Source organism: Hydrocarboniphaga sp., assembly GCF_028291725.1.
In the GTDB taxonomy this organism is placed as follows: Bacteria; Pseudomonadota; Gammaproteobacteria; order Nevskiales; family Nevskiaceae; genus Hydrocarboniphaga.
Window position 1 is genome coordinate 18,820 of the sequence record NZ_JAQGNT010000047.1, and the last position, 26,171, is coordinate 44,990.

Sequence of the window (26,171 nt, forward strand, 5' to 3'; positions counted from 1 at the left end):
GCTCTCGATTCGGATTCAGATTTGAATGCAGGCTTTGCCGAACTGTTCGGCCTTGGGCGCGCGCGCGATCGCATCGGCGCCCTGCTCCAGCGACACCACGCTCTCGATCACCGGCCTGATGCCGCCGATACCCATCGCGTGCGCCATCGCACGATGCGCGTCGCGGGAGCCGGCGTTGACGCCGTGCACCGCGACGTTGTGTCCTAGCAGATATGGCAGGTAGACGCTGACATCGGCGGTGCTCAGAGCATTGAACACGCTGATGACGCCGCCGGGCCGCACCGCGCGGATCGATTGGCTCAGCGTCACCGTGCCGCCCGGGTCCATCACCAGGTCGGCGCCGAGTCCGTCGGTGAGGTCAAGCACCGCGCGGCTCCATTCCGGCGTCCTCATGTAATTGATCACGTGATCGGCGCCGAGTGCGCGCGCGCGTTCCAGCTTGTCGTCGCTCTTGGAACTGAGGATCACCGTGGCGCCGAACTGCTTGGCGAACTGCAGCGCAAACAGCGGTATACCGCCGCTGCCCTGGATCAGCACGACGTCGCCGGACTTGATTGCGCCGTGTTCGACGATCGCGCGCCAGGCGGTGAGCCCGGCGAATGGCAGGGTCGCGGCTTCGAGGTCGGACAGATGCGCCGGTACCGCAACGACACTGTCGGCGCGCGTGCACAGGTACTCGGCGAACGTGCCGTGCAGCAGCGGCCCGCCCAGCGTATTGCGCGCGATCAGGTCCGGGTGCGGCTTGCCCGACAACCAGCCCTGCACGTAGACCGGATTGACGCGTTCACCGGTTTTCAGGCCAACGACATCAGCGCCAAGTTCGACGATCTCACCCATGCCTTCGCCGCCCGGAATCAACGGGCGCGTCTGTTCGGCCGCGGCATAGGCGCCGTTGACGACCTTGTAGTCGCGCAGGCCGACACTGGCGGCGCGCATTTTCAGCAGCACTTCGCCGGCGCCAGGACGCGGCACGTCGCGATCGACGTAGTGCAACTGGTCGAAACCGACACCGTCGAGTTGCAGGGCCTTCATTTGCCGGGCCTCAATCGCGGACAAGGTCCGCTCCTACAGTCGCGGATCGAGGGTCGCAATATTCCTGTAGGAGCGGACCTTGCCCGCGATTGGGACTCATGCGCCCGAATCGATATCCGTGTCATGGCCCGATCCCAGCTTTCTTCGCCACCGCCATCGACACCTCCATGCCGCGCGCAACCATCTCCTTGAACTCCTGCGTCGACGAACTCAGCAGATGCGTATCGAAATGCGCGTCGAGCGCGTTGCGATAGCCCTGGATGTCAGCGGTGCGGTTCAGCGAGCGCTTGATCATGCGCATCGCGATCGGCGGCGCCAGCGCAATCTGCTGTGCGAGTTTCAAAGTGAACGCTTCCAACTGCACGCGCGGCACGACGTGGTTGATCATGCCCCACTCCTTGCCTTCGGCCGCGCTCAAGCGCTGGCCGGTGAACAGGAACTCCTTGGCCTTGCGCAAGCCCAGCACCCAGGGATGCACCAGCGCCTCGACGCCGGCCGCGCCCAGGCTATGCACGACCGGATCGGAGAAGAACGCGTCCTCGCTGGCCACCATCAGGTCGCAGGAATTGGCCACCATGAAACCGGCGGCGATGCAGGCGCCCTGCACTTGCGCGATGGTCGGCTTGGGAAAGTCGCGGATGCGCATCGCGTTGCCGTAGTAGTGCTCCTGCTCCCACAGCCAGTGTTGCTCCGGCGTGTGATGGCCACGCTTTTCTGCACCTTCGGCCAGGTCGTGCCCTGCGGAGAAATGTGCGCCCTTGCCGCCGAGTATCAGCACGCGAACGCTGTCGTCGTTCTTCGCGCACTCCAATGCGTGATCGAGTTCGGCCAGCAGCTGCTCGCTTTCGGCGTTGGCTTTGAACGGGCGGTCATGACAGACGCGGACCACCGCGCCCAGCTGTTCGTAGGTGATTTCGCTGTAAGTCATGGCGTCCGTTCGCGAGGCCTGCACCTACTTCGACAGGATCGTCACGCAGCTCGACCCCGGGAAACCGTAGACATGCGTCAGGCCGGTCTTCAGTTCGCGCTGCACCTGATGCGGGCCGGCGACACCGCGCAGCTGGCGCACGATCTCGTGCACCTGACGCAGGCCGGAGGCGCCGATCGGCTCGCCGTTGGCGAGCAGGCCGCCGTCGGTATTGGTCGGCAGACGGCCGCTCAGCGAGGTTGCGCCGTCGGCGATCAGCGCCTCCTGCTCGCCGTGCTTGCACAGGCCGATTTCGGCCAGATGCATGATCTCGTGGCCAACCTCGGTGTCCTGGCACTGCACGATGTCGATGTCCTCGGGGCCGATGCCGGCGGACTCGAACGCGGCCCTGGCCGCGGCCTCGCTGGCACCGATGGTGGCGCGCGCCGAGAACGAGGTCGCCTGCACGTCGATGCTGCCGTATTGGCGCGTGACGAACTCGCCGGCACGCAGAAAGATCGGCGTGCCGCTGAAGCGATGCGCGATGTCGGCACGGCACACGATCGCCGCCGCGGCGCCGTCGCTCGGCGAGCAGAAGTGATACTTGCGCAGCGGATCGCAGACCATCTGCGAGCTGTCGATCTCATCGGCCGACAACGCCGAACGCCGCCAGGCCGCCGGGTTCAGCTCGCCGTTCTGGAAGGCCTTGACCGCGGTGCGCGTCAGCGTCGCCGGGGAGATGCCGTACTCGTGCATGTAGCGCTGGATCTTCATCGCGAAGAACTGCGGATTCACGGTCAGGCCGACTTCACCGTACCACTGCGGCAGGCCGGTGGAATCCATGCTTTCGCCTGCGGAAAAAGCGCCTTTCGGATGCTTGTCCAGGCCGATGCAGATGCCGATGTCGGCACGGCCGGCGCGGATCGCGTTGGCCGTGTTCAGCAGCAGGTTGCCGCCGGTGGCGCAGCCGTTGAACATCTTGCTGATCGGCACGCCGGTGTAGCCGAGGAACTTGGTCATCGTCTCCGGCATCATCACCGACAGGCTGCCGACATAGCCGACCTGGATGTCGCGCCAGCCGAGGCCGGCATCGTCCATCGCCTTGTTGGCGGCGACCACGCCCATCTGGATGGCGGAGACGTCGTGGTGACGGCCGAAGGGATACAGGCCGACGCCGATGATCGCGATGTCATTGGAATTCGTGGTTGCCATTGGCGTTCTCTAAGTGGTGCGGCACATTAATTTTGAAACGTCATTCCCGCGCAGGCGGGAATCCAGAGTTCGCGGATGAGTGCTCGACGGCCCTGGATTCCCGCCTTCGCGGGAATGACGGTAGGTTGTGAATGTTTTGTTATCACTGTGTCACGACCCTAGTAGGTCGCTATCGGCGCGAATGCGAAGCTGATGATCTCGTTGCCCTGCTCATCGATGCGGAACGGCTCCAGCACCAGTTCCATGTCCATGCCGATGTGCAGCTTCGAGGCATCGCTGACGGTCAGGCGGCTTTCGACCACGACACCTTCCGGCAACTCGATATAGCCGACGCCGAAGGGCTTGAAGCTCTTGACCTCGCCGGTATACGGCGGCACCGGCGGCACGAAGTTCTGAATCGTCCAGGTCCACAGCTTGCCGCGACGGCTCAGTTCGACGCTGTCGACCTTGCGGCCGGCGCAGCTCGGGCAGTTCTGCTGCAAGGGAAAGTGAAACTCGCTGCATTCGGGGCAGCGGCCGCCGATCAGCTGCGGCGCGGCGGAAGGCCAGGTGAAGAGGTCTTCCTTGATGGGGATCTGCTTGCCCATGTTTGTTTTCTCGTGTGCTCTTGTGTGTCGGGAATGAGTGGCTGAGGCGTGGAGGTTCAGGCGATTTCGAACAGCGCCGCAGCGCCCATGCCGCCGCCGATGCACATCGTCACCACTGCGTATTTCACGCCGCGACGACGGCCCTCGATCAGCGCATGGCCGGCCAGCCGCGTGCCGGAAACACCAAACGGATGGCCGACCGCAATCGCGCCGCCATCGACATTGAATTTGTCCGGATCGATACCGAGCTTGTCGCGGCAATACAGCGCCTGCACCGCGAAGGCCTCGTTCAATTCCCACAGGCCGATGTCGTCGATCTTCAGGCCCGCGCGCCTGAGCAGCTTGGGCACCGCGTACACCGGGCCCACGCCCATTTCGTCGGGCTCGCAGCCGGCGACCTGAAAGCCGCGGTAGATACCGAGCGCTTGCAGGCCGCGGCGCGCGGCCTCCTTCGCGCTCATCACCACGCAGGCGGCGGCGCCGTCCGACAGCTGGCTGGAGTTGCCGGCAGTCACGGTATAGCCCTCGCCCATCACCGGCTTGAGCTTGATCAGGCCTTCGATATTCGTCTCGGGACGATTGCCCTCGTCCTGCGTCAAGGTCACCGGTTCTTCGCCGATCACCGCGCCGGCCTTGTCCTTGAGATGCTTGATCGTGGTGAACGGCACGATCTCGGCGTCGAAGCGGCCGGCAGCTTGTGCCGCAGCGGTACGCTGCTGGCTCAGCAGCGAATACTGATCGGCCGCATCGCGCGACACCTTGTAGCGAGACGCCACATTCTCCGCCGTGAGGATCATCGTCGCGTAAACGCCGGCGTGATGCTCCTGCACCCAGTCCTCGCGCGTGCGGAAGCTGTTGCGATGGTCCTGCACCAGCGACACCGATTCGACGCCGCCGGCGACGATCACCTCGGCTTCACCGGCGATGATGCGCGTCGCCGCCATCGCGATGCTGTTGAGCCCCGACGAGCACTTGCGATCGATGGTCGCACCCGCCACACCGACTGGCAGACCCGCACGCAGCGCGGCCTGGCGCGCGATATTGGAACCGGTCGCGCCTTCCTGCCAGGCGCAGCCGAGCAGCACGTCGTCGATCTCGTCCGGCGACAGCCCCGCACGCCGCACCGCCTCGGCAATCACATGCCCGGCCATGGTCGCGCCATGCGTGTTGTTGAGCGCACCGCGAAACGCCTTGCCGATACCCAGGCGTGCGGTGGAGACGATGACGGCTTCGTTCATGGCGTGCTAGATTTCTGGCCAGTTGGTTTAATGAGTTGGTTCAAATGAGTGGGCTCAAATGAAAACCGTCAATCTGCACGAGGCGAAGACCCATCTCTCGGCCCTGGTCAGCGCGGCGGCGGCAGGCGAGGAAATCGTCATCGCCAAGTCCGGCAAGCCGATGGCGCGGCTGGTGCCGCTGGCACAGAAGGAGCCGCGCAAGCCGGGGCTGCTCAAGGGAATGACCGTGCCGGAATCGTTCTTCGATCCCCTGCCGGAAGACGAACTGAAGGCATGGGAGGGATGAGCGACGCGCTGCTCGATACCCACGCGCTGCTGTGGTGGCTGATCGACTCGCCGAAGCTTTCCACCATCGCCAGGAGTCAGATCGCAGTCCCCGAAACCCGGGTCTGGGTCAGCGCTGCTTCCGCCTGGGAGATCGCGACCAAGCACCGATTGGGCAAGCTGCCCGAAGCCGAACCCTTGATTTCGGACATGCCGCTGTATCTTCGCCAGGCGGGCTTGCGCGAGTTGCCGGTTTCGGTTGAGCACGCGGTCGCCGCCGGCCGGCTGCAAGGCGAACACCGCGATCCCTTCGACCGCATGCTGATCGCCCAGGCGCTCGCGCTGGACTATCCGGTCGTGACCAAAGACCCGGCGTTCGCCGGCTTCGGCGTACGTACGATCTGGTAGCGGCTCAAGCTGCGGCATCGTCGCGCTCAGTCAGGTCGGCCCAGAAGTTTTCCGCGCCGCGCGCGGCAACTGCGGCACCGAGCCGCTCGGCCCAGTAGCGGTCGTTGCCGAATTCGCTGCGCCAGGACCACAGTCGCTGCGTCGCATGGCGCAGCGCGTATTCGTGGGTGAAGCCGATCGCCGCGTGCACCTGATGCGCGGTGCCGGTGGCCAGGCCGATTGCCTGGTTCGCACGCAGTTTCGCAGCGGCGATCTGGAAGCTCGCCGGGCCGCGGGCCGCAGCCTGGCAGGCAGCACGCGCGGCGCAGGCGACCGCAGCGGCATCGCTGCCGAACAGCGCCAACTGTTGCTGCACGGCCTGGAACTGGCCGATCGCGCGGCCGAACTGCTTGCGCTCCTTGGCGTAGTCGATCGAGCGATGCAGCGCTGCTTCGAGCGCGCCGGTGATCTGCGCGACACGCAGCAAGGCACAGCGCTCGTGGACATCCGCGGCATCGGCAGACGCAACCGGCGCGGCCTGAACCGCCGCAGCTTCGAAATACAGATCGTCTCGCGGCTCGCCCGATAGATTGTGTGCCGCATGAACGCTCGCCGCGGCACTCGGCAGCAGCAGCAGCAGCAAATGCGGCCTGCCCTCGAACTCGAGCACGGCGGCGACGCTCTGCGCGTCGCGCCCCCAGGGAACGCGCTTCAGCGTGCCGCTGAAAACATAGCCGTCCGCGCTGCGGCTCAGCTGTCCCTGGATTTCGGCCGCGACTGTGGATACGCCGGCAGGCAGGTCGAAGCCGGCATCGGTTGCCAGCCTCGACGCGAGCATGGCTTCGCCGATCGGCAGCGGGATGCCGTAGTAGCCGACCGGATGCAGCACCGCGAGCACATCTTCCCAGTCGCCGCCGACACCGCCGCGGTCTTCCGGGACCAGCACCAGCGGCAAGCCGAGCTCCTCGACCTGGTTCCACAGGGCCGACGAAAAACCCTCGCGCTCGGCCCGCGATGAAATATCGCCGGCGTCGCGGAACAGGCGGATCACCGCATCGGCGAGCATCTGTTTCTGTTCGCTCATGGCTTACCGGAGCCCCAGGCCGCGCGCGATGATGCCGCGCAGGATTTCGCGGGTACCGCCGCGCATCGAGAACGAGGGCGAGGTCTGCAGCAGATACGTCAACACCTGCACAAAATCGCTGTCGTCTTCAAGCCTCACACCGGAGTCGGTGATGCTCTGCACCAGCACTGGTAGCGATTGTTCAAAGCTGTTGCCGAGATCCTTGACGATGGCGGCCTCGATCGTCGGGTCCTTGCCCTGCGCGAGCTGGCCGGCGACCGACAGCGACATCTGCCGCAGCGTCCACACTTCGGCGGCGGTGCGGCCGATCACCTGGCGCAGCACTTCGGACGGATTCGGCCCGGCGACGCGCAGCAGTTCCAGAAACAGCGCCAGGCTCGACATGTAGCGCTCCGGCCCGCTGCGCTCCAGGCTCAGCTCGCCGGTGCACTGCGCCCAGCCGGCGCCCTCGACACCGAGCAGGCATTCGGCGCCGACGATGCAGTCCTCGAAGAACACTTCGTTGAAATGGGTTTCGCCGATCAGGTCGACGATCGGGCGGATGCGGATGCCCGGCGTGTTCAGCTCGATCAGAAACTGCGACAGCCCGGCCTGGCGATTCTTCTCGTCGACCGGCGCGCTGCGCACCAGCGCGATGATCAGCTGGCAGCGCTGCGCCTGCGTGGTCCAGATTTTCTGGCCGTTGATCTTCCAGCGGCCATCCGGCTGACGCTCGGCGCGCGTGCGCACGCTGGCGAGATCGGAGCCGGCGTTGGGCTCACTCATGCCGATGCAGCAATAGACTTCGCCGCGCGCCATGCCCGGCAGGTATTTCTGGCGCTGCTCCTCGCTGCCGAACTTCAGCAGCGCCGGCCCGGACTGGCGATCGGCAATCCAGTGCGCGCCGACCGGCGCGCCGGCGGCGAGTAGCTCTTCGAGCAGCACATAGCGCTCGATGCTGCTGCGCTCATAGCCGCCGTAGCGCTTGGGCCAGACCATGCCGACCCAGCCTTGCGCGGCCAGCTTCTTCGAGAAGCCGGCGTCGTAGACCGCCCAGGAGTTGGCCTTCTTCACCGCCGGCGTCGACACCAGCTCGGCCTTCAAAAAGGCACGGATCTGCGCGCGGAATTCGCCGATGCCGGGCGGCAGCACAACAGGATCGAAACTGAAACTCTGCATGTCGTAGGTCGGCTCAGTGGCGAGGCGTGCGTTCGATGATGTGGCCGAGGGTGCGCATTGCCGCCTGGTAGTGCCGGAATCGGGGGATTTGGCTGCCCTGCATCCGATCGTTGTAAGATGACTTCTAAATGGGATACTAATTCAAGCCTTAGACGAAAGCCAGCGTCAGGACATCACCGTTACCGCACCCCACCGGGCCCGGCCGCGACTGACAATATCGACCAATTGAGGATACCAATGAGCATCGAATTCACCCAGCAGGACGGCATCGCCACGGTCACGCTGAACCGCCCTGACAAGAAGAACGCGATGCTGATCGGCATGCGCGACCGCATCGCCGAGATCGCCGAACAGATCAACGACGACGACGGCATCCGCGTGGCGATCCTCACCGGTGCGGGCACTGACTTCTGCGCCGGTGCCGACGTGTCGGAGATGGCGAAAGGCGGCATCAACGGCTCGCTGTTCAAGGCGCGCCACATGCAGAAGGCAATCAAGGGGCTCGGCCATATCGAGAAGCCGCTGATCGGCGCGATCCGCGGCGTCGCGGTCGGCATGGGCATGTCGATGGCGCTGGCCTGCGACTACGTGATCGCAACCGAGACGCTGCGCATGGGCGCGGTGCAGCGCAAGATCGGCCTGTGCCCGGACGCCGGCAACGTCTGGTTCCTGAACCGCCTGCTCGGCACCGCCCGCGCCAAGGAGATGGTGTTCTCGGCGCGCATGGTGGGCGCCAAGGAGGCGCTGGATATCGGCCTGGTGTCGAAGATCGTCGCCGACGACCAGCTCATGAACGAAGCACTGACGCTGGCCAAAACTTTTGCCGAAGCGCCGACGCTGGCGCTGGGCATGGCCAAGCGCATGTTCGATGTCGCGTCGACGATGACGCTCGACCAGTTCATGGATTTTGAGGGCACCACGGTGCCGCTGATCGCACAGACCGAGGACTTCAGGGAAGGCACGCGCTCGTTCATCGAGAAGCGTCCGGCGAAGTTCACTGGCAACTGATCTTCCCGGCCCGCGCGCTACTGAATGGAGCCACTGTAGGAGCGGTCCTTGACCGCGATTACGCCGGTGCAGCCTCAATCGCGGTCAAGGACCGCTCCTACAGTGGTGTCTTCAATCGACTGGGAACCTTCAATGCCCGACATCCAGCCCGAACGGCAATACCGCGAGTTCCTCGCCCAGGGACGCTTCATGATCCAGCGCGCACGCGGCAGCGGCCGCTATATTTTTTATCCGCGCGTCGCCGAGCCGGTGACGGGCGACACCGATCTGGAATGGGTCGAGGTCAGCGGTCGCGGCACGGTGTATTCGACGACGCTTGTCCGGAAAAAACCCCCAGAGCCCAGCTACAACATCGCGCTGATCGATCTTGCCGAAGGTCCGCGGATGATGTCGCGTGTGATCGGCCTGGCGCCCGGGGACGTGCGCATCGGCATGGCGGTGCTCGCCGCTGTGATCGACGACGACGGCACGCCGCTGGTGGTGTTCGAGCCAGCCGGAGCGAGCCGCTGATGTACGGTTTCCCCAGCGGAAAGACCGCGATCGTCGGCGCCGCGACCTTCGGCGTCGGCAAGTCGCCGGGCTTCGACTCGATGGATCTGACGATCCGCGCCAGCCTGCTCGCGCTGGCCGATGCCGGCATGGAGCTGAAGGAAGTCGATGCGCTGTTCATCGCCCAGCCCCAGGACACCCTCGCCGGCCTGAGCTTCGCCGAGGCACTCGGCCTGCAGCCGAAGATCACCGACTGCAATCGCAGCGGTGGCAGCGGCTTCATGCTGCAGCTCGAACATGCGGCGCTGGCGCTGCACGCCGGCTACTGCGACGTCGCGCTGATCGCCTACGGCAGCAACCAGGCGAGCGCCAGCGGCGCGCTGGTGCAGACCTCGAAGAACGCGTTCTGGGACGCGCAGTACAAGCCGCTGCGGCCAATCTCTGCTTATGCGCTCGCCGCGGCGCGGCACATGCACCAGTACGGCACCACCAAGCGCCAGTTGGCCGAAGTCGCGGTCGCGGCGCGGCGCTGGGCGCAGCTGAATCCCGAGGCGGTCATGCGCGATCCGCTGAGCGTGGACGAGGTCGTCAGCGCCCGCATGATTTCGGACCCGCTCGGCCTGCGCGACTGCTGCCTGGTGACCGACGGCGCGGCGGCGATCGTGATGACCCGCGCCGAGCGTGCCCGCGACACCGCGAAGAAACCGGTTTATGCGCTGGCATCGGCGAGCACCGTCACGCATGCGGACATCTCGTCGATGCCGGATCTGACCGTGACCGGCGCCGTCGAATCCGGCGCACGCGCCTACGCACAGGCCGGAGTGAAGCCGGCCGACATCGACGTGGTGCAGGTCTACGACGCGTTCACGATCAACACGATCCTGTTCCTGGAAGACCTCGGCTTTTGCGCCAAGGGCGAAGGCGGCCGTTTCGTCGAGAGCGGCGCGATCGCGCCGGGCGGCTCACTGCCGGTCAACACCAGCGGCGGCGGCCTGTCCTATTGCCACCCCGGCATGTTCGGCCTGTTCACGCTGGTCGAATCGGTGCGCCAGCTGCGCGGCGAATGCGGCGAGCGCCAGGTTGCCGATGCCGGACTCGCGCTGGCGCACGGCAACGGCGGGCTGCTGTCGAGCCAGGCCACGGTGATCCTCGGCATTAGCCCGTAATCGATGAAAAGCATTCTTGACGTCCATGCCCGCAGGTCGGCAATCCCTTGCCGACGTGCACACCCGCATGCGCAATCACCGCCTCACGTCGGCAAAGGATTGCCGACCTACGGGGCACTATCGACAAAAGCCGTCCAATGAACCATCAACTCAATACGAGCTTTTCACTGCAGGGCCGATGCGCACTGGTCACCGGTGCATCGAGCGGCCTGGGGCTTCATTTTGCGTTGACGCTGGCCGAGGCCGGCGCCGTGGTCGTGGTGGCCGCGCGGCGCATCGACAAGCTGCAGCGCGTGGTCGACGAGATCGCTCAACGAGGCGGCACGGCGCATGCGGTCGCAGTCGACGTCGTCGATTCGTCCAGCGTCACAGCCTGCTTCGACCGCATCGCGGCGCTGGGCCTGGTCGCGGATGTGGTCATCAACAACGCCGGCACCGTCAGCTCCAAGCCGGCGCTGCAGCTGAGCGAAGCGGAATGGGACGCGGTCGTCGACACCAACCTCAAGGGTGCCTGGCTGGTGGCGCAGGAAAGCGCGCGTCGGCTGGTCGCGGCCAAGCTGGGCGGCGCTATCATCAATACGACCTCGATACTCGCCGAACGAGTGGCTGGCGGCGTCGCGCCGTATTGCGCATCCAAGGCCGGCCTGCGCCATCTGACACAGGCGCTGGCGCTGGAATGGGCACGCTATGGCATCCGCGTCAACGCGCTGGCTCCGGGTTATATCGCGACCGATCTGAACCGCGACTTCCTGGAATCCGAGCTCGGGCAGAAGATGAAGGCCCGGGTGCCGCAGCGCCGCTTCGGCCAGCCCGCGCAACTCGACGGCGCCCTGCTGCTGCTGGCTTCGGACGCGGGCAGCTATATCACCGGCGCCTATCTGCCGGTGGATGGCGGCCACTTGCTAAGCTCGCTCTAGTCGAATCGGGCCCGATCCGGGGCACACCGCGCTGACGCGCCCGCCTTCGCCGATGGCTCAGAACTTGCCCGGCAAGCGGGCCATCACCGCGTTCAACCGGCCCTATCGGAACCCATGAAAAAAGTATTGGCGCTGTACTACAGCCAGACCGGCCAGCTCGAACGCATCATGCGTTCGACGATGTCGCCGTTCCTGGGGCGTGACGACATCGAGGTGCACTTCCAGGAGATGCGGCCGGTCAAGCCCTACCCGTTCCCGTGGCCGGTCATCCGCTTCTTCGACCAGTTCCCCGAATGCGTGACGCTCGACCCGCCCGAGATCGAGCTGCCGGGGTTCGACGCCAGCCTGAAGTACGACCTGGTGATGTTCGGCTATCAGACCTGGTATCTGTCGCCGTCACTGCCGGCGACCGGTTTCCTGAAGTCCCGCTACGCCAGCGTGCTGCGCGACACGCCGGTGGTCACCGTGATCGGCTGCCGCAACATGTGGTTCAAGGGGCAGGAGGCGGTGCGCAAGCTGATCACCGCCGCGGGCGGCCGCTTCGCCGGCAACATCGTCCGCGAGGACCAGGGCAGCCGCGCCGAAACCTTCATCACGGTGACGGTATGGCTGCTGACCGGGCGGCGAGAAACCTGGAAGGGCGTGCTGTCCCCGGCCGGCGTCTCGGAGGCCGATATCGCCGGGGCTAGCCGCTTTGGCCGGCAGGTCATGGACGGCCTGCTGGACGGCCGGCTGGCCCGCGGCGACGCGGTCCTGAACGGCCACGAGAGCGCCTTCGTGCTGCAGAAATACATCCTGGTTGAAGAAGTCGCGACCCGCGGTTTCCGCCTGGGCGCCTGGCTGGTGCGGCTGGCCGGCAAGCAGGGCGCGCCGCTGCGCGTGCCGCTGCTGGGGCTGTTCGCGCTGCTGCTGGGCATCGGCATCTGCACGGTGATTCCGATCACCTTGCTGGTGCTGCTCGTGGTCAGCCGTTCGGCCGGCTACAAGCGCTGGATGCAGCAGCAGACTCTGTATCTCGAAGGGGCCTGAATCCGGATTGAAGGTGTTATACTAGCCGACGTCCTACGCTTCTTCGGAGCTGCCGACGCTCATCGCTTCGACGCCGAGACGAACCAGTTTGCGTATCCGGACTTTCAGCTCAAGCAACATCGGCAGGCCGTACCGCCTGCCGGTAAATGCCGCTTTGCGTCAGTCCGGACCGCACCCCGGCGGCATCCCGCCCATCGCGGAACCTTCACTGCCCGTCGCGACCACGGCCCTGGTCGCCGACCTCGGCCTCACCTGCCCGCTGCTGCCCCTTTGACCCGACCCCGGCTCATCGCGGCCCCCTTCACGACTCAAAACGATCGCGCCCGCGGGCACGCTCGCTCTTCAATCGATTGCCAATACGGGCAAGTGTGCCCGGGATTCATGGAGATTTACCGATGAACATGCCCGAACCGACCACGCAGCAGACCCAGCAGACGCAGATCAAGGCCCTGATCGCGCTGGGCAAGGAAAACGGATACCTGACCCTGTCCGAGATCTCCGATCACCTGACGGGCGTGTCGGACGAGGAGCATGTCGACGACGTGATCCTGACCATGCGCGGCATCGGCATCCCGGTGTTCGAGGAAGCGCCGCAGGGCGAGGCGCAGATGTTCTCGGACCCGTCCGCCGCCGCCGAAGTCGACGAGGAGGTCGCCGAGGAGGCCGCCACCGCATTGACCGCCGGTGATTCCCTGGCCAACCGCTCCACCGACCCGGTGCGCATCTATATGCGCGACATGGGCGGCGTCGACCTGCTCGACCGCGAAGCCGAAATCCGCATCGCCAAGCGCATCGAGGAGGGCCTGAGCAACGCGCTCTACGCCGTGGCGCAGTCGCCCGAGTCGATCGACATGCTGCTGGACGCCTACGCGGCCGCCGCCGGCGACCGCAAGCGCCTCGGCGAAGTCCTGCTCGGCTTCGCCGACGAGGGCATGGATCTGCCGGTGGTCCACGGTGCGCCGGAGACCGCCGTGGCCGAGGACGACAGCGCCGAAGAGGAAGAGGAAGCCAAGATCAGCGGCGCCGACCCGGTGCTCGCCGAGGCCGCGTTCGCCGAAATGCGCCGCCTGCACGGGATCGCCGTCGCCACCTCGCAGACCGCCGGCGCCGCACCGGAGCTGCTGCAGCGGCAGCGCGCCGAGACCGCGGCGCAGGTGATCACGCTGCGCCTGGCACCCAAGCTGGTTGCCGAACTCAACCTCAAGCTGCGCGGCAAGCGCGACGCGATCCGCGCGCTGGAAATGCGCATCCTTAATCTGGCGGTCAACGACGCCGGCATGAGCCGCGAGGACTTCCTCGCCCGCCGCCGCCAGGACGGCCTGACCGACACCCGCTGGCTGGACACGGCGATCCGCGGCAAGCGCAAGTATTCCGCCAAGCTCGCGGCCCACAAGGACGAGATCGAAGCGCTGGCCGGCCAGCTGCGCCAGATCGAAGCCGACAGCCGCATGTCGCTGGAAGAGATCGAGGACATCGCCCGCCGCCTGGCGCTGGGCGAGAGCAAGGCGCGCGGCGCCAAGAAAGAGATGATCGAGGCCAACCTGCGCCTGGTGATCTCGATCTCGAAGAAATACACCAACCGCGGCATGCAGTTCCTGGACCTGATCCAGGAGGGCAACATCGGCCTGATGAAGGCGGTCGACAAGTTCGAATATCGCCGCGGCTTCAAGTTCTCGACCTATGCCACCTGGTGGATCCGCCAGGCGGTGTCGCGCGCGATCGCCGACCAGGCGCGCACGATCCGCGTGCCGGTGCACATGATCGAAAGCGTCAACAAGGTCAACCGCGTCAGCCGCGAAATCCGCCAGGCCAAGGGCCGCGAGGCGACGCTGGCCGAGATGGTCGAGAAAACCGAGATGAGCGAAGCCAGCCTGCAGAAGGTCTACAGCATCGCGCGCGAGCCACTGTCGCTGGATACCCCGATCGGCGACGACGGCTCCGCGAACATCGGTGATCTGGTCGCCGACAACACCATCCTGTCGCCGCTGGAAGCGGTGACCGCCGAGTTGCTCAACCAGTCCACGCACCAGCTGCTCAACAGCCTGTCCGAGCGCGAATCGCAGATCCTGCGGATGCGCTTCGGCATCAACATGGAGTCGGAGCACACGCTGGAAGAAGTCGGCAAGCACTTCGAGCTGACCCGCGAACGCATCCGCCAGATCGAAGCCAAGGCCCTGATCAAACTGCGCCACCCGACCCGCGCCGAGCATCTGCGTTCGTTCGTTGCGGATTAAGACACGCGATCACCGCGGCTGTAGGAGCGGGTCATACCCGCGACTGAGACCCCACCGACACAGTCGCGGGTATGACCCGCTCCTACAGGTGCAGCTGGCTCTCGAAGGTCCGGGATTCGCTGGTGACCGGATCGATGAACGACAAGGCGCGAGCGAGCAGCTTCAGCGGCCGCGCATAGTCGTCCTCGGCCTCGGCCAGCAGCTGCGGGTACCAGCGATCGTTGAGGATCGGCATGCCCAGCGCGGCCATGTGCAGCCGCAGCTGGTGCTTGCGACCGGTCAGCGGCCGCAGGCGGTAGCGGCCGATGTCGCCCTGCGCCTCGATCAGCTCGATCGAGGTCTGCGCATTCGCTGCACCCTCGACTTCTGCCATCCTGAAAAACGGCTCGCCCGCGACAACCCGGCTGCTCCGCTGCAGCGGAAACTTCGCGTTGGGCAGCAATGGCGCCAGCGCCTCATAGACCTTGACGATGCGGCGCGCGGAAAACAGCGCGCTGTACGAAGCGCGGCTGTTGTCGTTCACGGAAAACATCACCAGGCCGGCGGTGCCGCGGTCCAGGCGATGCAGCGGCACCAGCTGGTCGAGCCCGGTGTCGCGCCTGAGCCGCACCAGCAGGCATTCCTCGACGTAGCGGCCGGCCGGCAGCGTCGGCAGAAAATGCGGCTTGTCGGCGACCAGCAGGTGTTCGTCGCAGAAAACGATCGCGGCAGCGAACGGAATCGGGGTTTCGTACGGAAGTTCGCGGTAGTAGTGAACCAGCTGCCCGGCAATGAACGGCGCATCGACGCCCAGCACCCCGCCCTGCGCGTCGCCGACCTTGCCCTGCCGCATCCGCGAAGCCCAGACCGGGCGGCCGACGCCGGGGAAACGCTGGTCGAGAAAGTCCAGCAGCAGAACCCAGGGCCCCGACGGCAACCGCACGCGGCTGACACCGACGCCGGCGGCTGATGCGGCCGCGATCTGTGGGAACATCGCCGGCCGACGCCCTACTCGACCGCGTCCGGCGCGGGCTCGGCGGCGTCCTTCGCCGGCGCATCGAAAACCACTGGCGCTCTCACTGATTTTTTCCACAGACCGCCGTCGCTATAGCGGTCCCAGCCCCAGCGCAGCCAGCCGAGCAGCGCATTGGCGAGCCACAGCGCCCACAGCAGCATCAGCACGCGGTAGACCCAGATCGACACCGACAGCACCCAGGCCCGCGGCAGCGCCGGCTCGTAGCGGTCCTGGTACCAGTGCAGGCTGTTGCCCATCGAGCCGTTGCCGCTGATCTGCATGTCCGGGCTGCCGAGCAGGCCCGCGGCGACCGCGCTGAACAGCAGCGACAGCGCCAACGCGGTCCACAACGCCAGCAGCACCTGCATCGCATTGAAGCGCGTGCCGGTCAGGGAGCCGCCGTAGCGGCCGCGCGCGCCAATCGCGATCAGCCAGCCCGCGACCACCGCCGCGGCCCAGACCGGGATCTGCGACAGGCCGATCATCAGCAGCGCCCACTGCCAGCCGCGTAGCGGCGTCAGCGGGACGCGGCCGAGCGCAAAGGCCACCGCGATCAGTACGCCGAGCACCCCCCAGAACAGCACCGCCGGACCCAGCCGCGGCCCGCCGGCATAAAGCACCCAGCGGTCGGCGGGCAGCTCGATCGCCAGGTCGGCGTTGACGCCGGCCAGCCCCAGGTTCAAGGCCGGCGTGCGCAGCAGCGCCCGCAGGCCCTGGTCGCCTCGCAGCTTGAGATCGACTGACTGCGCGCCGGGATGCAGGGCCAGCACCACATCGCGCTGGCCGGCATCGAGGCGCGCCGACTGCGGCCGGCCGTCGATGCTCAGGCTTTGCAGCGACCAGCCTTCGGGCAGGCTCAGCCGGTGCGAGCCGCCCTGGCTGGCACGCAGCTGCAACGTCAGCGCGAGGTCGGTGACACGCTGGCCGGCGGCCACGCTCAGCGAGGCATGATCGAGGGTCAAAGTCTGGCCCGGCACACCGGCAGGACGGCCAACCTCCACGTTCAGCGACTCGCCCGGCCAGGGCCGGTAGACCGGCAGCCAGCCCTCGTTCTCGGTCACGCCGATCGCCGGCAGCCCGCTGAACTGCGCATGCCACAGCGAGCTGATATCGAAGCGCCAGGTTTCGAACAGATCGTCGCGGCTCGCGGCCGTCAGCTGCAGCCGATCGACGATCGCCAGCCGCGAGGTCCAGTGAGCCTCGAGCTGGCCCGGCGCGAAACTCAGCAGCAGCCGGCCGTCGCGGCTGCGCAGGTTCTCGCCGATCGGCCGCTCGCCGGCCAGCAGCGGGATCTCGATCGCCGCGGCTTCATGCGCGGCACCGAGCCGCTGCAGCGTGGTTGCGACTTCCCAGTCCAGCCCCAGACGCAGCTCGCGGGTGAGCTGCCACAGCGGCGGCAGGTTCTGCGCGGCGCCCTCGGCGGCGCGCTGATCGGCCGTCACCGGCCGCAGCAATTGCAGCGCTTCGGCGGGACGGCCAAGCTCGTCGACGCCGCCGAGCTGCCAGCTGCCGACCTCGGCCTCGACGCGCTGCGGCTTGGCCGGCAAGGGCAATGACAAGGAACTGAAACCCGCCAGCGGGCCTTCGATCGTCAGTTCACTGTGCCCGGCCGGCAGCGCAGCCCACAGGCGCCCGGCCTCGTCGCGCCGCGTATCCAGCGCGCGATCGCCGAGCCGCAGCGACGCCGGCTGCCAGACGCGGTTCTGTTCGCCCGGCGTCAGGAACGGCAGCGGCAGCGCCAGGCCCGCGACGTAGGCGGCATCGACGCTCAGGCGCAGGATCAGGCGCTCGTTCTGCACCGCGATGCGCAGGCGCGACAGCGTCGCGCAGGCCGGCGCGCAATCAGGCGGCGCCAGCAGGCGCTCGCGCAGCTGCGCCAGCAGATCCGGCGTCGGCGCGACGGGTGGCGCCGATTCGGGAGCGGATTCGGGCTCGGCCATCGACGCGTCTTCGACGACTTGCGCCTGCGCATCGCGCGGCGTGAACGACAAGCTCAGTGCCAGGATCAGCGTGGTGGTGGCGCCCGCCGCCGCCGGTGTGATGCGCGGCATCCGCAAATCCGATGCGAGCCAGCGCGACAAGCTCAAGGCGATCAGCGCCAGCGACAGCAGCTGCAGGCTGCGCGTCAGCCACGGCGGGATCAGCCACAAGTGCAAGGTTTGCTCGCCGGTGACCGGCCCGCTCCAGCTCAGTGCGAGTTCGCGCCACTGCCATTTCGGCAGGCCCGGCCCGGTCTGCGTCAGCGCCCTGGGATCGAGTTGCTGGATCGACTGCCGCGACAGCGAATCGGCCGCGCCGTAAGTACTGGCCGCATCATTGGCGGTGATATTTTCAGCCTTGGCTTGCCGGGCGGCGGTCACCATGGCCATCGGGGCGGACGCCGGCATCGGCATTTCGTGACCGCCCATTTCCTCCATTTCCACGGTCATCGGCATCACGCCGGCGTCGGCCGACGTCAGCTCCAGCTGCGGATACAACGCCAGGCGCGCCTGCTGGATCGCAAACGGCAGCGCGATCAGCAGCACCGCGGCAGCCGCGATCCAGCGATAGCGCGACAGCCACAGGCCGAGCGCGCCGCTGCGCATCGCCGGCGGCAGCGCCTGGAGCAGCGCCAGCGCCGCGATCAGGTTGATCCACGACCAGCGCGGCGCGCCGGGCTCGTGCCAGATCAGAACCAGCGTCAAAAGGCTCAGCAGGCCGGTGCCGGCACCGAACAGCCGAGACGCGGCGATGGCCGCGATCAGCACGACGAACAGATCGAGCAGCGTCCATTGCGACATCCAGGTGCCGGGCACCTGGTCCACGCCCGACGCCGCGAACAGACGCCAGGCCGGCGGCAGATGCAGCGTCGTGCTCAGGCTCTGCATGTCGACGTTCCATCCGTGCGCGGGCATGCGGCGCCCGGCGCCTTCGATGCGGCTGTCGGCCGTCAATTCGAGCTGGCCGCGACGCACTTCGACGCCGACACCCTCGCCCTGCCGCGTGATCAGCTGCGGCGCGCCGTCGACCAGGACCTGGCCGAGCAGCAGCGGCGCGGCGGCCTCGAGACGCCAGCGGCTTTGCAGGCGCCCGGCGAGATGGTCCTGCACGGTGTAGCCGCGCCCGTCGAAATCCAGCCAGATCTGGCGCTCGAGGCTCAGCTCGTCGGAATCGGCCTGCATCTGGCCGCGCTGCTGTTCGCTGAGCGTCAGCGCGGCATCGGCGCCCAGCAGAAACGCCGGCAGCTCGCGCCACTCGTCCGGCATCTGCGTCTGGCGCGGATCGATCGCCGGCGCGCCGGCCAGATCGACGCGGCGCAACTCGGGCCTGGCCCGGAACGACCAGACCTCTTCCTTGGGCCAGGACTCCGCCGGTGCAGGCGCGGTGACCGCCAGCAGCGGCTTAGCGGCGCGCGCCATCAGCTCGATCCGCCACAGGCCGGGGCGCGCCTGGACGCTCAGACGGCCGTCATCCTCCAGATGCACCGGCAGCGCGCTGGCGATGCTCAGCGCCGTCCATCCCGGCGGCAGCACCGGCCCGATCCGCTCTTCGCGCACGTCGCCCGCGATTTCCAGCTCGATGACGGTGCTCAGGCGCGGCGGCACATCATCGTCGACCAGGCGAAACACCTTCAGCGCGAGATGATTGCCCTGCGCCGCGGCGACCGCGTCGTTGCGGCCCAGCCACAGGCGGTCGCCGCTATGCACGGGATGCGCGATGCCGCGCCCGTCCAGCTTGAGCTGCAGCAGACCCGCATCGGGCGGCAGGCGCAGCGATTCAGGCAGACGCGGCCAGTCCCAGCGGCCCTCGAGCCGATAGCGGCCGGCCGGCAGCTGCACTTGCGGATGGCCTTCGCGTGCGATCACGGCCACGTTCGCCGCCTGGCTCGCGCCGCCGTCGCGGCTCACGTTCTGCGGCCAGGCATCACCGTCGCCCGGCAGTTCCAGCCAGCCGGGTGCGTACAGCTCGGCATCCATCTGAAACCGTCCGCCGTGCGCGTCGAGCTGCAGTTGCAGCGACGAGGGCCAGCGGCACAGGCGCGAGCTATCGTCGGCCAGCGGACAGGGGCGCGGATCGTCGCCGCCGAGCACCCAGGGAACCCAGCTGCGCAGCGGCGCCGGCAGTTGCGCCTCGGTCAGCGGCGCCGAGGCGGCACCGGCACTCGCCAGGGCCAGAAGCGCGCCGGCGAAGGATCTGATCCATGAACCCATTCAACACTCCCCCTGCGTAACCGGTGAGACTCGCCGAGTCTACGGTTCTCCACTGTCCTCGCAGCCTATCCGATTCGGCTGCGGCGGCCAGGCCGTAGGTCGGCAATCCTTTGCCGACGTGAGGCCCCGATTGCGCATCGAAGGCAAACGTCGGCAAAGGATTGCCGACCTACGGCCAACAGTCCGATCGATCCCCGGGTCTTGACGCAGCAGCGCCCGGGCACCGCGATGGTTTGATCCGACTGTCACCATTCATCCGCCAGGACCCCGGCTTGGTCGTTCAGGCGACCCTGCCACCGGCCTGCTGAAGTCTGATGCGGGGCCGATGGAAGGATTGATGAGCGAGCCACGAGAGCGAGAGAGTTTCAGCGACTTGAACCGGGGCCCGATGAAACGGCTCTGGTGGCGCTTCCTCACGCTTTTCAGGCAAGCGGCGCAGCCTCCGCCCGGACGTTCGCCAGCCCTGGCCTCCGAACTCGCCGAAGCCCAGCGGATCGCCCGTGTAGGCGGCTGGCGCTGGGATCTGGCTTCCGATGTCGTGCTCTGGTCGGAAACGGTGTTTGAAGTCTTCGGGCTGCCACCGGCCGAAACCGCTCCGAGCTACGCCGACCAGCGCCGGCTGTTCACCGCCGACAGCTTCGCCCGCCTCGACAAAGCCGTAGACGCCGCGATCTCGGCTGGCCTTGCCTACGAAATCGAGCTGGAACTGCTGCATAGCTCGGGTGCTCGGCGATGGATGACGGTTCGCGGAGAAGCAGTGCGTGATTCCGCCGGCCACGTCGTGGCACTCCGCGGCATCGTGCAGGACGTCAGCGAGCGGCGGCGGATCGAACAGGCCTTGCGCGACAGCCAGCAACGATTCCGCGCGATCTTCGACTCGATGCTGCAATTCATCGGCGTTCTCAGCCCCGATGGCCGACTGCTCGACATCAACCAGACCGCGCTGGATTTCTCCGGACTGCAGGCAGCGGACGTCGTCGGAAAGCAGGCCTGGGATACCTATTGGTGGAACGCGACGCCACAAACCCAGGATCGGTTGCGTGATGCGGTAATGCGCGCGGCAAGAGGCGAGCTGGTGCGTTACGACGCCGAAGTGCGCGGAGCGGACGGCCGCATCATCACGCTCGATTTTTCGCTGAAGCCGGTGTTCGACGCCGACGGCAAAGTCGAACTGCTGATCCCCGAGGGCCGCGACGTAACCGAGGATCGCAGAACACGGGCCGCGCTGGCCGAGAGCGAAAGCCGGTTCCGGCAGTCGATGCGCAACGCGCCGATCGGCAAGGCTCTGGTCGGCCTGGACGGCGCCTTCATCGAAGTCAATGAAGCACTGAGCACGATGCTCGGCTACTCGATGCCGGAGCTGCAGGCCAAGACTTTCCAGGATCTGACCCACCCGGACGATCTCACCGCCGACCTCGCGCAGGTCGAGGCCCTGATCGAGGGCAAGCGCGACAGCTACCGGATGTACAAACGCTATATCCGGTCCGACGGGCGCGTAGTCGATGCCCAGCTCGACGTCACGCTGCTGCGCAACGCGGACGGCGCGCCGCTGCATTTCATCTCGCAGATCCAGGACGTCACCGAACGCAGCCGCCTGGAAGAGCAGCGTCAGGCACTGAACCAGCGTCTGACCCTGGCCCTGCAGGTATCCGGAATCGGCGTCTGGGATTTTGATCTGGCCGCCGGCAATTTCGATATCGACGACGCGCTGTACCGGATCTACGGCAAAAAGCGCGGCGACGTTACCGACTACGCAGCCTGGCGCGATACCGTGGCGCCCGAGGACTTCCCGCGGGCCGAAGCGGCCTTCATGGCCGCGATCGAGCAGAAAACTTCGCAGGTGAATGATTTCCGTATCCAGCATCCGAAGCTGGGGCTGCGGTTCATCGAGTCCGCCTTCGGTGTGGTGCTCGACCAGAATCAAGAAGTGGTACGGCTGGTCGGCGTCAACATGGACGTGACCGAGCGCTGGCAGGCCGAGCACCGCATGAGCGAAAGCCGCGCGCTGCTGCGCAACCTGATCGACAACCTGCCGATGTGGATTTCGATGGTGGATGCCAAGGGCCGCTACGTGGTCACCAACCGGCGCAACGCCAAGACACTCGGCATGCCGGTCGCAAAGATCGAGGGACGCCACTACCGCGATGTTCTTCCGGCAGCGGCTCTGCAGCGCAACGGCTCACACTGGGCGCAGGCCATTGCCGGCGCGACCGTGGAGGCCACCGACCACTTCGTCGAGGACGGCCGGGTGATCCATGTGCAGGGCGTCTACCTGCCGATCAGCGAAGGCCCGCAAGCCGGCAACAGCCTGGCAGTGTTCAGTGACGTCACCGACCTCAAACACACCGAATCGAAGCTGGGGCAATTGAATCACCGCCTGGAACAGCGCATCGCCGAGGTGCTCGCACTGCAGGAGCTGCTCAGCGAGCAAGCCACCCGCGACGGCTTGACCGAGCTCTTCAACCGCCGCTACTTCGACGACGCACTGTCCCGCGAGATCGATCGCGCCCAGCGTGAAGCCTACGAGGTGAGCCTGATCATGGCCGATTTCGATCACTTCAAGCGCTTGAACGATCGGCATGGCCACCAGGTCGGCGACGCAGTGCTGCAGGCCTGGGGCGAACTGCTGCGCCAGGAAATGCGCGCCAGCGACATCCTGTGCCGCTACGGCGGCGAGGAGTTCGCCATCGTATTGCCGCGCTGCTCCCTGGAACAGGCCGCCGCGCGCGCCGAGTCCCTGCGCAAAAAGCTGGAGGATCAGATCCTGACGACCCGATACACTCCCACTCCAATCATGGTCACCATTTCACTGGGTGTCGCCTGCGCGCAAGCCGGGGCCGGCTCTCCCGAAGACCTGATACGCGCAGCCGATGGGGCGCTTTACCGAGCCAAGAATCTGGGCCGCAACCGGGTGCAGTGCGAGCTGTCGCATCCCAGCGACGAAACCGCGGCGCGGTAGGCAGGCGGCACGCTCTCGGGGCTTTTGCATGAGCGCCCAAGCACGCCGCGACGCCGTTGACACACTTTGTGTCAGCTATGAGATGGCCGGCACGATCGCGATACCAGACGCGCGGCCGGTCGGGCTTTCGGGCGAGGCTCGGATATCGAGGCCAGAGCTTCGACCGGATCTTGGCCGAGGCCCTGCGGCGCCTGATAATCACCTGATAATCATTTATATATCAACGAACTCGGCTTTGCCGGAGCGCCGGGCTCGGGGCCATAGACACGCGGTTCGCCAGCATCCCGGCCGCGCACTGCAGCACCTGCCTCGCACTCCGATCCGCGCCGTCCGATCTGGCATGACCGATGCACTGCGGGAGCCCGCGTTCACTGGCCGCCCTGTTGGCGACCCGGTGTAATGAGCGAAACGATTCAGCAAATAAATCCATCCGTAGGCGCATGCTGGCGATTGCGAACCGCACACGGTTCGGCAGCGGCGCAGCGCCAGTCGATAGACGCCGCACCTGACAAACCAACGAGGAGATCCAAAAAATGAAGTACGCACATCCCGGCACCGCAGGTGCCATCGTCAAGTTCAAGTCCAAGTACGGCAACTACATCGGCGGTGAGTTCGTGCCGCCGGTCGATGGCGTGTACTTCACCAACCCCTCGCCGGTGACCGGCAAACCGATCGCCGAATTCCCTCGCTCCAACGCCGCGGATATCGAAAAAGCGCTGGATGCCGCCCACGCCGCCGCCGAAGCCTGGGGCGAAACCTCGGTGACCGCGCGCTCGCTGGTGCTGCTGAAGATTGCCGACCGCATCGAGCAGAATCTGGAACTGCTGGCCGTCACCGAAACCTGGGACAACGGCAAGGCCGTGCGTGAAACGCTGAACGCCGATGTGCCGCTGGCCGCCGATCATTTCCGCTACTTCGCTGGCTGCATTCGCGCCCAGGAAGGCACGCTCGGCGAGATCGACGCCAAGACCACCGCGTATCACATCCATGAGCCGCTGGGCGTCGTCGGCCAGATCATCCCCTGGAACTTTCCGCTGCTGATGGCCGCGTGGAAACTGGCCCCCGCGCTGGCGGCCGGCAACTGCGTCGTGCTCAAGCCCGCCGAGCAGACACCGCTGTCGATCACGGTGCTGATGGAACTGATCGGCGACCTGCTGCCCAAAGGCGTGCTCAACGTCGTTCACGGCTACGGCAAGGAAGCCGGCGAAGCCCTCGCCGGCAACAAGCGCATCGCCAAGATCGCGTTCACCGGCTCCACGCCGGTGGGCTCGCACATCATGAGTCTGGCGGCGAAGAACATCATTCCGAGCACGGTCGAACTCGGCGGCAAGAGCCCGAACATTTTCTTCGAGGATGTGATGCAGGCCGAGCCGGAATTCATCCAGAAATGCGCCGAAGGCCTGGTGCTGGCGTTCTTCAACCAGGGCGAGGTCTGCACCTGCCCGTCGCGCGCGCTGATCCAGGAATCGATCTACGAGCCGCTGATGGCCGAGGTGATGAAGAAGATCAAGGCGATCAAGCGCGGCGATCCGCTGGACACCGAGGTGATGGTCGGCGCACAGGCCTCTGCACAGCAGTTCGACAAGATCCTGTCCTACTTCACCATCGCCAAGGAGGAAGGCGCGCAGGTGCTCACCGGCGGCGGCGTCGAGAAGCTCGAAGGCGTGCTCGGCACCGGTTACTACATCCAGCCGACGCTGCTCAAGGGCCACAACAAGATGCGTGTGTTCCAGGAAGAAATCTTCGGGCCGGTGGTCAGCGTCACCACGTTCAAGACCGAGGAAGAAGCCATCGCGATCGCCAACGACAGCGAGTTCGGCCTCGGCGCCGGCCTGTGGACGCGCGACATCAACCGCGCGTATCGCGTCGGCCGCAAGATCAAGGCCGGCCGCGTCTGGACCAACTGCTATCACCTGTACCCGGCGCATGCCGCCTTCGGTGGCTACAAGCGCAGCGGCGTCGGCCGCGAAACCCACAAGATGATGCTCGACCACTACCAGCAGACCAAGAACCTGCTGATCAGCTACGACATCAATCCGCTGGGCTTCTTCTAGGCCGAAACAGTAGGTCGTATATGGATCGCCGACCTACGACGGCTGCGTCCCTCGATACGCCGCTGCGCGGCTACTCGGGAGGAACGGGGGATCGCGCAGGACTCTCCGTTCCTCCCGAGTAGCTTCGCTTGCGAAGCGTATCGAGGGACACAAGCCAGCTCAGCGGATCGCGACGCCCCAGGGCTTCTTGCCGACGGCGATCGTGTCGACGACCTGGTTGGTCGCGGTGTCGATCACCGAGACGTTGTCGGTGCGGCCGTTGGCGACGAACAACAAGCCACCATCCAGTGTCATCGCCATGTTCCAGGGGCGCTGGCCGACCGGCACCGTGGCGATCACCTCGTTGGTCCTGGTGTCGATCACCGACACGCTGCCGGCGCCGCCGTTGGTGGCGTAGACGCGCTTGCCGTTCGGATGCACCGCGATACCCGCGGGGCGCAGCGCCGTGGTGATCGACTTGACGACCGCTGAACTCGCGACATCGATCACGTCGACCATGCCGGCGCCTTCGTTGGCGACATAGGCGGACTTGCCATCCGGCAGAAAGTCGAGCCCGCGAGCGGCGCCATCGACCTTGATCCGCGCCACCGACTTGCCTGCCACCAGGTCGATCACGTCGATGTCGTGGCTCTCTTCGTTGCTGACCAGCAGCTGCCTGCCGTTGGGGTTGTAGACGCAGTGCTCGGGGTTGCGTCCCTGCACGTCGATCTGCCGCGTCTGAACCAGGCTCGCCACGTCGATGAACACCGCCTGGTTGGCCTCCTCGGAGCACACCGCCAGGGTCTTGCCGTCGGGCGACAGATCGATCGCCTCGGGGGCCTTGCCGACCGGGATGGTTTTCTTCAGCTCGCCGGTCGCGGTGTCCACGGCCAGCACCACGCTGGCATCGGCATCGACGACGAACAGCAGCTTGCCGCTGCGATCGACGACCACGCCCTGGATCTTCTTGCCCAGGCTGACATTGTTCAGCAGCGTCGCCGTCGCCGGCTTGCCGTTGGCGATCTCGATCACGCTGATGGTGCCGTCGCCCTCGTTGGGAACATAGGCCCGCTCGGCATGGGCCGCGGTGCAGGCCAGCGATGCCGCGAAACAGCCTGCGGCGTGAAGCTTGTTCATGGTCGAACTCTCCTGATGATCGGCGTTCCGGGCTATGCCGGATGTTAGTGCATGCGAGCTGAAAGGCTTTGCAGCCGCTGCCAACATCGCGCCTTGGACGCCCGAGTGCATTAGGAGAAAATCCCGAGTTCTTCTCCAGGCGCGCA

The 26,171-nt window shown here is 66.4% G+C and carries 20 protein-coding genes; 10 read left to right on the top strand and 10 right to left on the bottom strand.

Going from position 1 to position 26,171, the window contains the following annotated elements; translation table 11 throughout:
- Positions 1–15: 15 nt before the first annotated feature.
- The 5 genes from JWQ90_RS13610 to JWQ90_RS13630 all read right to left on the bottom strand — a co-directional run bounded on the left by JWQ90_RS13610 (position 16) and on the right by JWQ90_RS13630 (position 4,976).
- A complete protein-coding gene (locus JWQ90_RS13610; protein ID WP_299694962.1) occupies positions 16–1,056 on the bottom strand; it encodes an NAD(P)-dependent alcohol dehydrogenase in 1,041 nt (346 codons plus the stop codon).
- A gap of 97 nt (positions 1,057–1,153) precedes the next feature.
- Positions 1,154–1,960, bottom strand: coding sequence for an enoyl-CoA hydratase (locus tag JWQ90_RS13615; RefSeq protein WP_299694965.1), 807 nt, complete (start codon positions 1,958–1,960; stop codon positions 1,154–1,156).
- A gap of 24 nt (positions 1,961–1,984) precedes the next feature.
- Positions 1,985–3,151 carry a thiolase family protein gene (locus tag JWQ90_RS13620; RefSeq protein ID WP_299694968.1) on the bottom strand — a complete coding sequence of 389 codons (1,167 nt, stop codon included), beginning with the start codon at positions 3,149–3,151 and terminating at the stop codon, positions 1,985–1,987.
- A 158-nt stretch (positions 3,152–3,309) separates the two neighbouring features.
- Complete coding sequence (locus tag JWQ90_RS13625; protein ID WP_299694971.1) at positions 3,310–3,738, bottom strand: OB-fold domain-containing protein; 429 nt, start codon at positions 3,736–3,738, stop codon at positions 3,310–3,312.
- 56 nt (positions 3,739–3,794) lie between these two features.
- The gene (locus JWQ90_RS13630; RefSeq protein WP_299694974.1) at positions 3,795–4,976 is read right to left on the bottom strand and encodes an acetyl-CoA C-acyltransferase; all 1,182 of its coding nucleotides are present in this window, start codon (positions 4,974–4,976) and stop codon (positions 3,795–3,797) included.
- Positions 4,977–5,034: 58 nt separating this feature from the next.
- Here JWQ90_RS13630 and JWQ90_RS13635 point away from each other — a divergent pair, with 58 nt between their 5' ends.
- Both JWQ90_RS13635 and JWQ90_RS13640 read left to right on the top strand, forming a co-directional pair.
- Positions 5,035–5,262, top strand: coding sequence for a type II toxin-antitoxin system prevent-host-death family antitoxin (locus JWQ90_RS13635; protein WP_299694977.1), 228 nt, complete (start codon positions 5,035–5,037; stop codon positions 5,260–5,262).
- Positions 5,259–5,648 carry a type II toxin-antitoxin system VapC family toxin gene (locus tag JWQ90_RS13640; RefSeq protein WP_299694979.1) on the top strand — a complete coding sequence of 130 codons (390 nt, stop codon included), beginning with the start codon at positions 5,259–5,261 and terminating at the stop codon, positions 5,646–5,648. The genes JWQ90_RS13635 and JWQ90_RS13640 overlap by 4 nt, the downstream gene beginning before the upstream one ends.
- Before the next feature lie 4 nt (positions 5,649–5,652).
- Here JWQ90_RS13640 and JWQ90_RS13645 read toward each other — a convergent pair whose 3' ends face one another.
- Entirely contained in the window at positions 5,653–6,711 is a 1,059-nt protein-coding gene (locus JWQ90_RS13645; RefSeq protein WP_299694982.1) for an acyl-CoA dehydrogenase family protein, read from the bottom strand.
- A 3-nt stretch (positions 6,712–6,714) separates the two neighbouring features.
- Entirely contained in the window at positions 6,715–7,869 is a 1,155-nt protein-coding gene (locus JWQ90_RS13650; RefSeq protein WP_299694984.1) for an acyl-CoA dehydrogenase family protein, read from the bottom strand.
- 237 nt (positions 7,870–8,106) lie between these two features.
- Between JWQ90_RS13650 and JWQ90_RS13655 the strand changes: the two genes are divergently transcribed.
- The 6 genes from JWQ90_RS13655 to rpoD all read left to right on the top strand — a co-directional run bounded on the left by JWQ90_RS13655 (position 8,107) and on the right by rpoD (position 14,712).
- Positions 8,107–8,877 carry an enoyl-CoA hydratase-related protein gene (locus JWQ90_RS13655; RefSeq protein ID WP_299694986.1) on the top strand — a complete coding sequence of 257 codons (771 nt, stop codon included), beginning with the start codon at positions 8,107–8,109 and terminating at the stop codon, positions 8,875–8,877.
- Positions 8,878–9,009: 132 nt separating this feature from the next.
- A complete protein-coding gene (locus JWQ90_RS13660; protein ID WP_299694988.1) occupies positions 9,010–9,387 on the top strand; it encodes an OB-fold domain-containing protein in 378 nt (125 codons plus the stop codon).
- On the top strand, positions 9,387–10,532 hold the full coding sequence (locus JWQ90_RS13665) for a thiolase (RefSeq protein ID WP_299694990.1): 1,146 nt from the start codon (positions 9,387–9,389) through the stop codon (positions 10,530–10,532). The genes JWQ90_RS13660 and JWQ90_RS13665 overlap by 1 nt, the downstream gene beginning before the upstream one ends.
- Before the next feature lie 137 nt (positions 10,533–10,669).
- Positions 10,670–11,449 (top strand): SDR family NAD(P)-dependent oxidoreductase, encoded by a 780-nt coding sequence (locus JWQ90_RS13670; RefSeq protein WP_299695041.1) that lies wholly within the window; start codon positions 10,670–10,672, stop codon positions 11,447–11,449.
- A gap of 114 nt (positions 11,450–11,563) precedes the next feature.
- A complete protein-coding gene (locus tag JWQ90_RS13675; RefSeq protein WP_299695044.1) occupies positions 11,564–12,478 on the top strand; it encodes a dialkylrecorsinol condensing enzyme in 915 nt (304 codons plus the stop codon).
- A gap of 395 nt (positions 12,479–12,873) precedes the next feature.
- Entirely contained in the window at positions 12,874–14,712 is a 1,839-nt protein-coding gene (gene rpoD, locus JWQ90_RS13680) for an RNA polymerase sigma factor RpoD (protein WP_299695047.1), read from the top strand.
- An 82-nt stretch (positions 14,713–14,794) separates the two neighbouring features.
- Here the strand turns inward: rpoD and JWQ90_RS13685 are convergent, their stop codons facing one another.
- Both JWQ90_RS13685 and JWQ90_RS13690 read right to left on the bottom strand, forming a co-directional pair.
- On the bottom strand, positions 14,795–15,685 hold the full coding sequence (locus tag JWQ90_RS13685) for a pseudouridine synthase (protein WP_299695048.1): 891 nt from the start codon (positions 15,683–15,685) through the stop codon (positions 14,795–14,797).
- 14 nt (positions 15,686–15,699) lie between these two features.
- Entirely contained in the window at positions 15,700–19,896 is a 4,197-nt protein-coding gene (locus tag JWQ90_RS13690; RefSeq protein WP_299695050.1) for a hypothetical protein, read from the bottom strand.
- Positions 19,897–20,233: 337 nt separating this feature from the next.
- Between JWQ90_RS13690 and JWQ90_RS13695 the strand changes: the two genes are divergently transcribed.
- Together JWQ90_RS13695 and JWQ90_RS13700 are read left to right on the top strand one after the other, a co-directional pair.
- Positions 20,234–22,855, top strand: a complete 2,622-nt coding sequence (locus JWQ90_RS13695; RefSeq protein WP_299695052.1) for a bifunctional diguanylate cyclase/phosphodiesterase — start codon at positions 20,234–20,236, stop codon at positions 22,853–22,855.
- Between the two features lie 533 nt (positions 22,856–23,388).
- Positions 23,389–24,909 carry an aldehyde dehydrogenase family protein gene (locus JWQ90_RS13700; protein ID WP_299695054.1) on the top strand — a complete coding sequence of 507 codons (1,521 nt, stop codon included), beginning with the start codon at positions 23,389–23,391 and terminating at the stop codon, positions 24,907–24,909.
- 159 nt (positions 24,910–25,068) lie between these two features.
- On the opposite strand, the gene JWQ90_RS13705 is transcribed toward JWQ90_RS13700, so the two are convergent.
- Positions 25,069–26,025: a beta-propeller fold lactonase family protein gene (locus JWQ90_RS13705; protein ID WP_299695057.1), complete on the bottom strand. Its 957-nt coding sequence runs from the start codon at positions 26,023–26,025 to the stop codon at positions 25,069–25,071.
- Positions 26,026–26,171 lie beyond the last annotated feature (146 nt).

What these genes read in the sequence shown, in the direction of transcription:
- JWQ90_RS13615 (WP_299694965.1), bottom strand. Translation starts at nt 1,960, where the DNA reads ATGACTTACAGCGAAATCACCTACGAACAGCTGGGCGCGGTGGTCCGC.
- JWQ90_RS13620 (WP_299694968.1), bottom strand. Translation starts at nt 3,151, where the DNA reads ATGGCAACCACGAATTCCAATGACATCGCGATCATCGGCGTCGGCCTG.
- JWQ90_RS13625 (WP_299694971.1), bottom strand. Translation starts at nt 3,738, where the DNA reads ATGGGCAAGCAGATCCCCATCAAGGAAGACCTCTTCACCTGGCCTTCC.
- JWQ90_RS13630 (WP_299694974.1), bottom strand. Translation starts at nt 4,976, where the DNA reads ATGAACGAAGCCGTCATCGTCTCCACCGCACGCCTGGGTATCGGCAAG.
- JWQ90_RS13635 (WP_299694977.1), top strand. Translation starts at nt 5,035, where the DNA reads ATGAAAACCGTCAATCTGCACGAGGCGAAGACCCATCTCTCGGCCCTG.
- JWQ90_RS13640 (WP_299694979.1), top strand. Translation starts at nt 5,259, where the DNA reads ATGAGCGACGCGCTGCTCGATACCCACGCGCTGCTGTGGTGGCTGATC.
- JWQ90_RS13645 (WP_299694982.1), bottom strand. Translation starts at nt 6,711, where the DNA reads ATGAGCGAACAGAAACAGATGCTCGCCGATGCGGTGATCCGCCTGTTC.
- JWQ90_RS13650 (WP_299694984.1), bottom strand. Translation starts at nt 7,869, where the DNA reads ATGCAGAGTTTCAGTTTCGATCCTGTTGTGCTGCCGCCCGGCATCGGC.
- JWQ90_RS13655 (WP_299694986.1), top strand. Translation starts at nt 8,107, where the DNA reads ATGAGCATCGAATTCACCCAGCAGGACGGCATCGCCACGGTCACGCTG.
- JWQ90_RS13660 (WP_299694988.1), top strand. Translation starts at nt 9,010, where the DNA reads ATGCCCGACATCCAGCCCGAACGGCAATACCGCGAGTTCCTCGCCCAG.
- JWQ90_RS13665 (WP_299694990.1), top strand. Translation starts at nt 9,387, where the DNA reads ATGTACGGTTTCCCCAGCGGAAAGACCGCGATCGTCGGCGCCGCGACC.
- JWQ90_RS13670 (WP_299695041.1), top strand. Translation starts at nt 10,670, where the DNA reads ATGAACCATCAACTCAATACGAGCTTTTCACTGCAGGGCCGATGCGCA.
- JWQ90_RS13675 (WP_299695044.1), top strand. Translation starts at nt 11,564, where the DNA reads ATGAAAAAAGTATTGGCGCTGTACTACAGCCAGACCGGCCAGCTCGAA.
- rpoD (WP_299695047.1), top strand. Translation starts at nt 12,874, where the DNA reads ATGAACATGCCCGAACCGACCACGCAGCAGACCCAGCAGACGCAGATC.
- JWQ90_RS13685 (WP_299695048.1), bottom strand. Translation starts at nt 15,685, where the DNA reads ATGTTCCCACAGATCGCGGCCGCATCAGCCGCCGGCGTCGGTGTCAGC.
- JWQ90_RS13690 (WP_299695050.1), bottom strand. Translation starts at nt 19,896, where the DNA reads ATGGGTTCATGGATCAGATCCTTCGCCGGCGCGCTTCTGGCCCTGGCG.
- JWQ90_RS13695 (WP_299695052.1), top strand. Translation starts at nt 20,234, where the DNA reads ATGAGCGAGCCACGAGAGCGAGAGAGTTTCAGCGACTTGAACCGGGGC.
- JWQ90_RS13700 (WP_299695054.1), top strand. Translation starts at nt 23,389, where the DNA reads ATGAAGTACGCACATCCCGGCACCGCAGGTGCCATCGTCAAGTTCAAG.
- JWQ90_RS13705 (WP_299695057.1), bottom strand. Translation starts at nt 26,025, where the DNA reads ATGAACAAGCTTCACGCCGCAGGCTGTTTCGCGGCATCGCTGGCCTGC.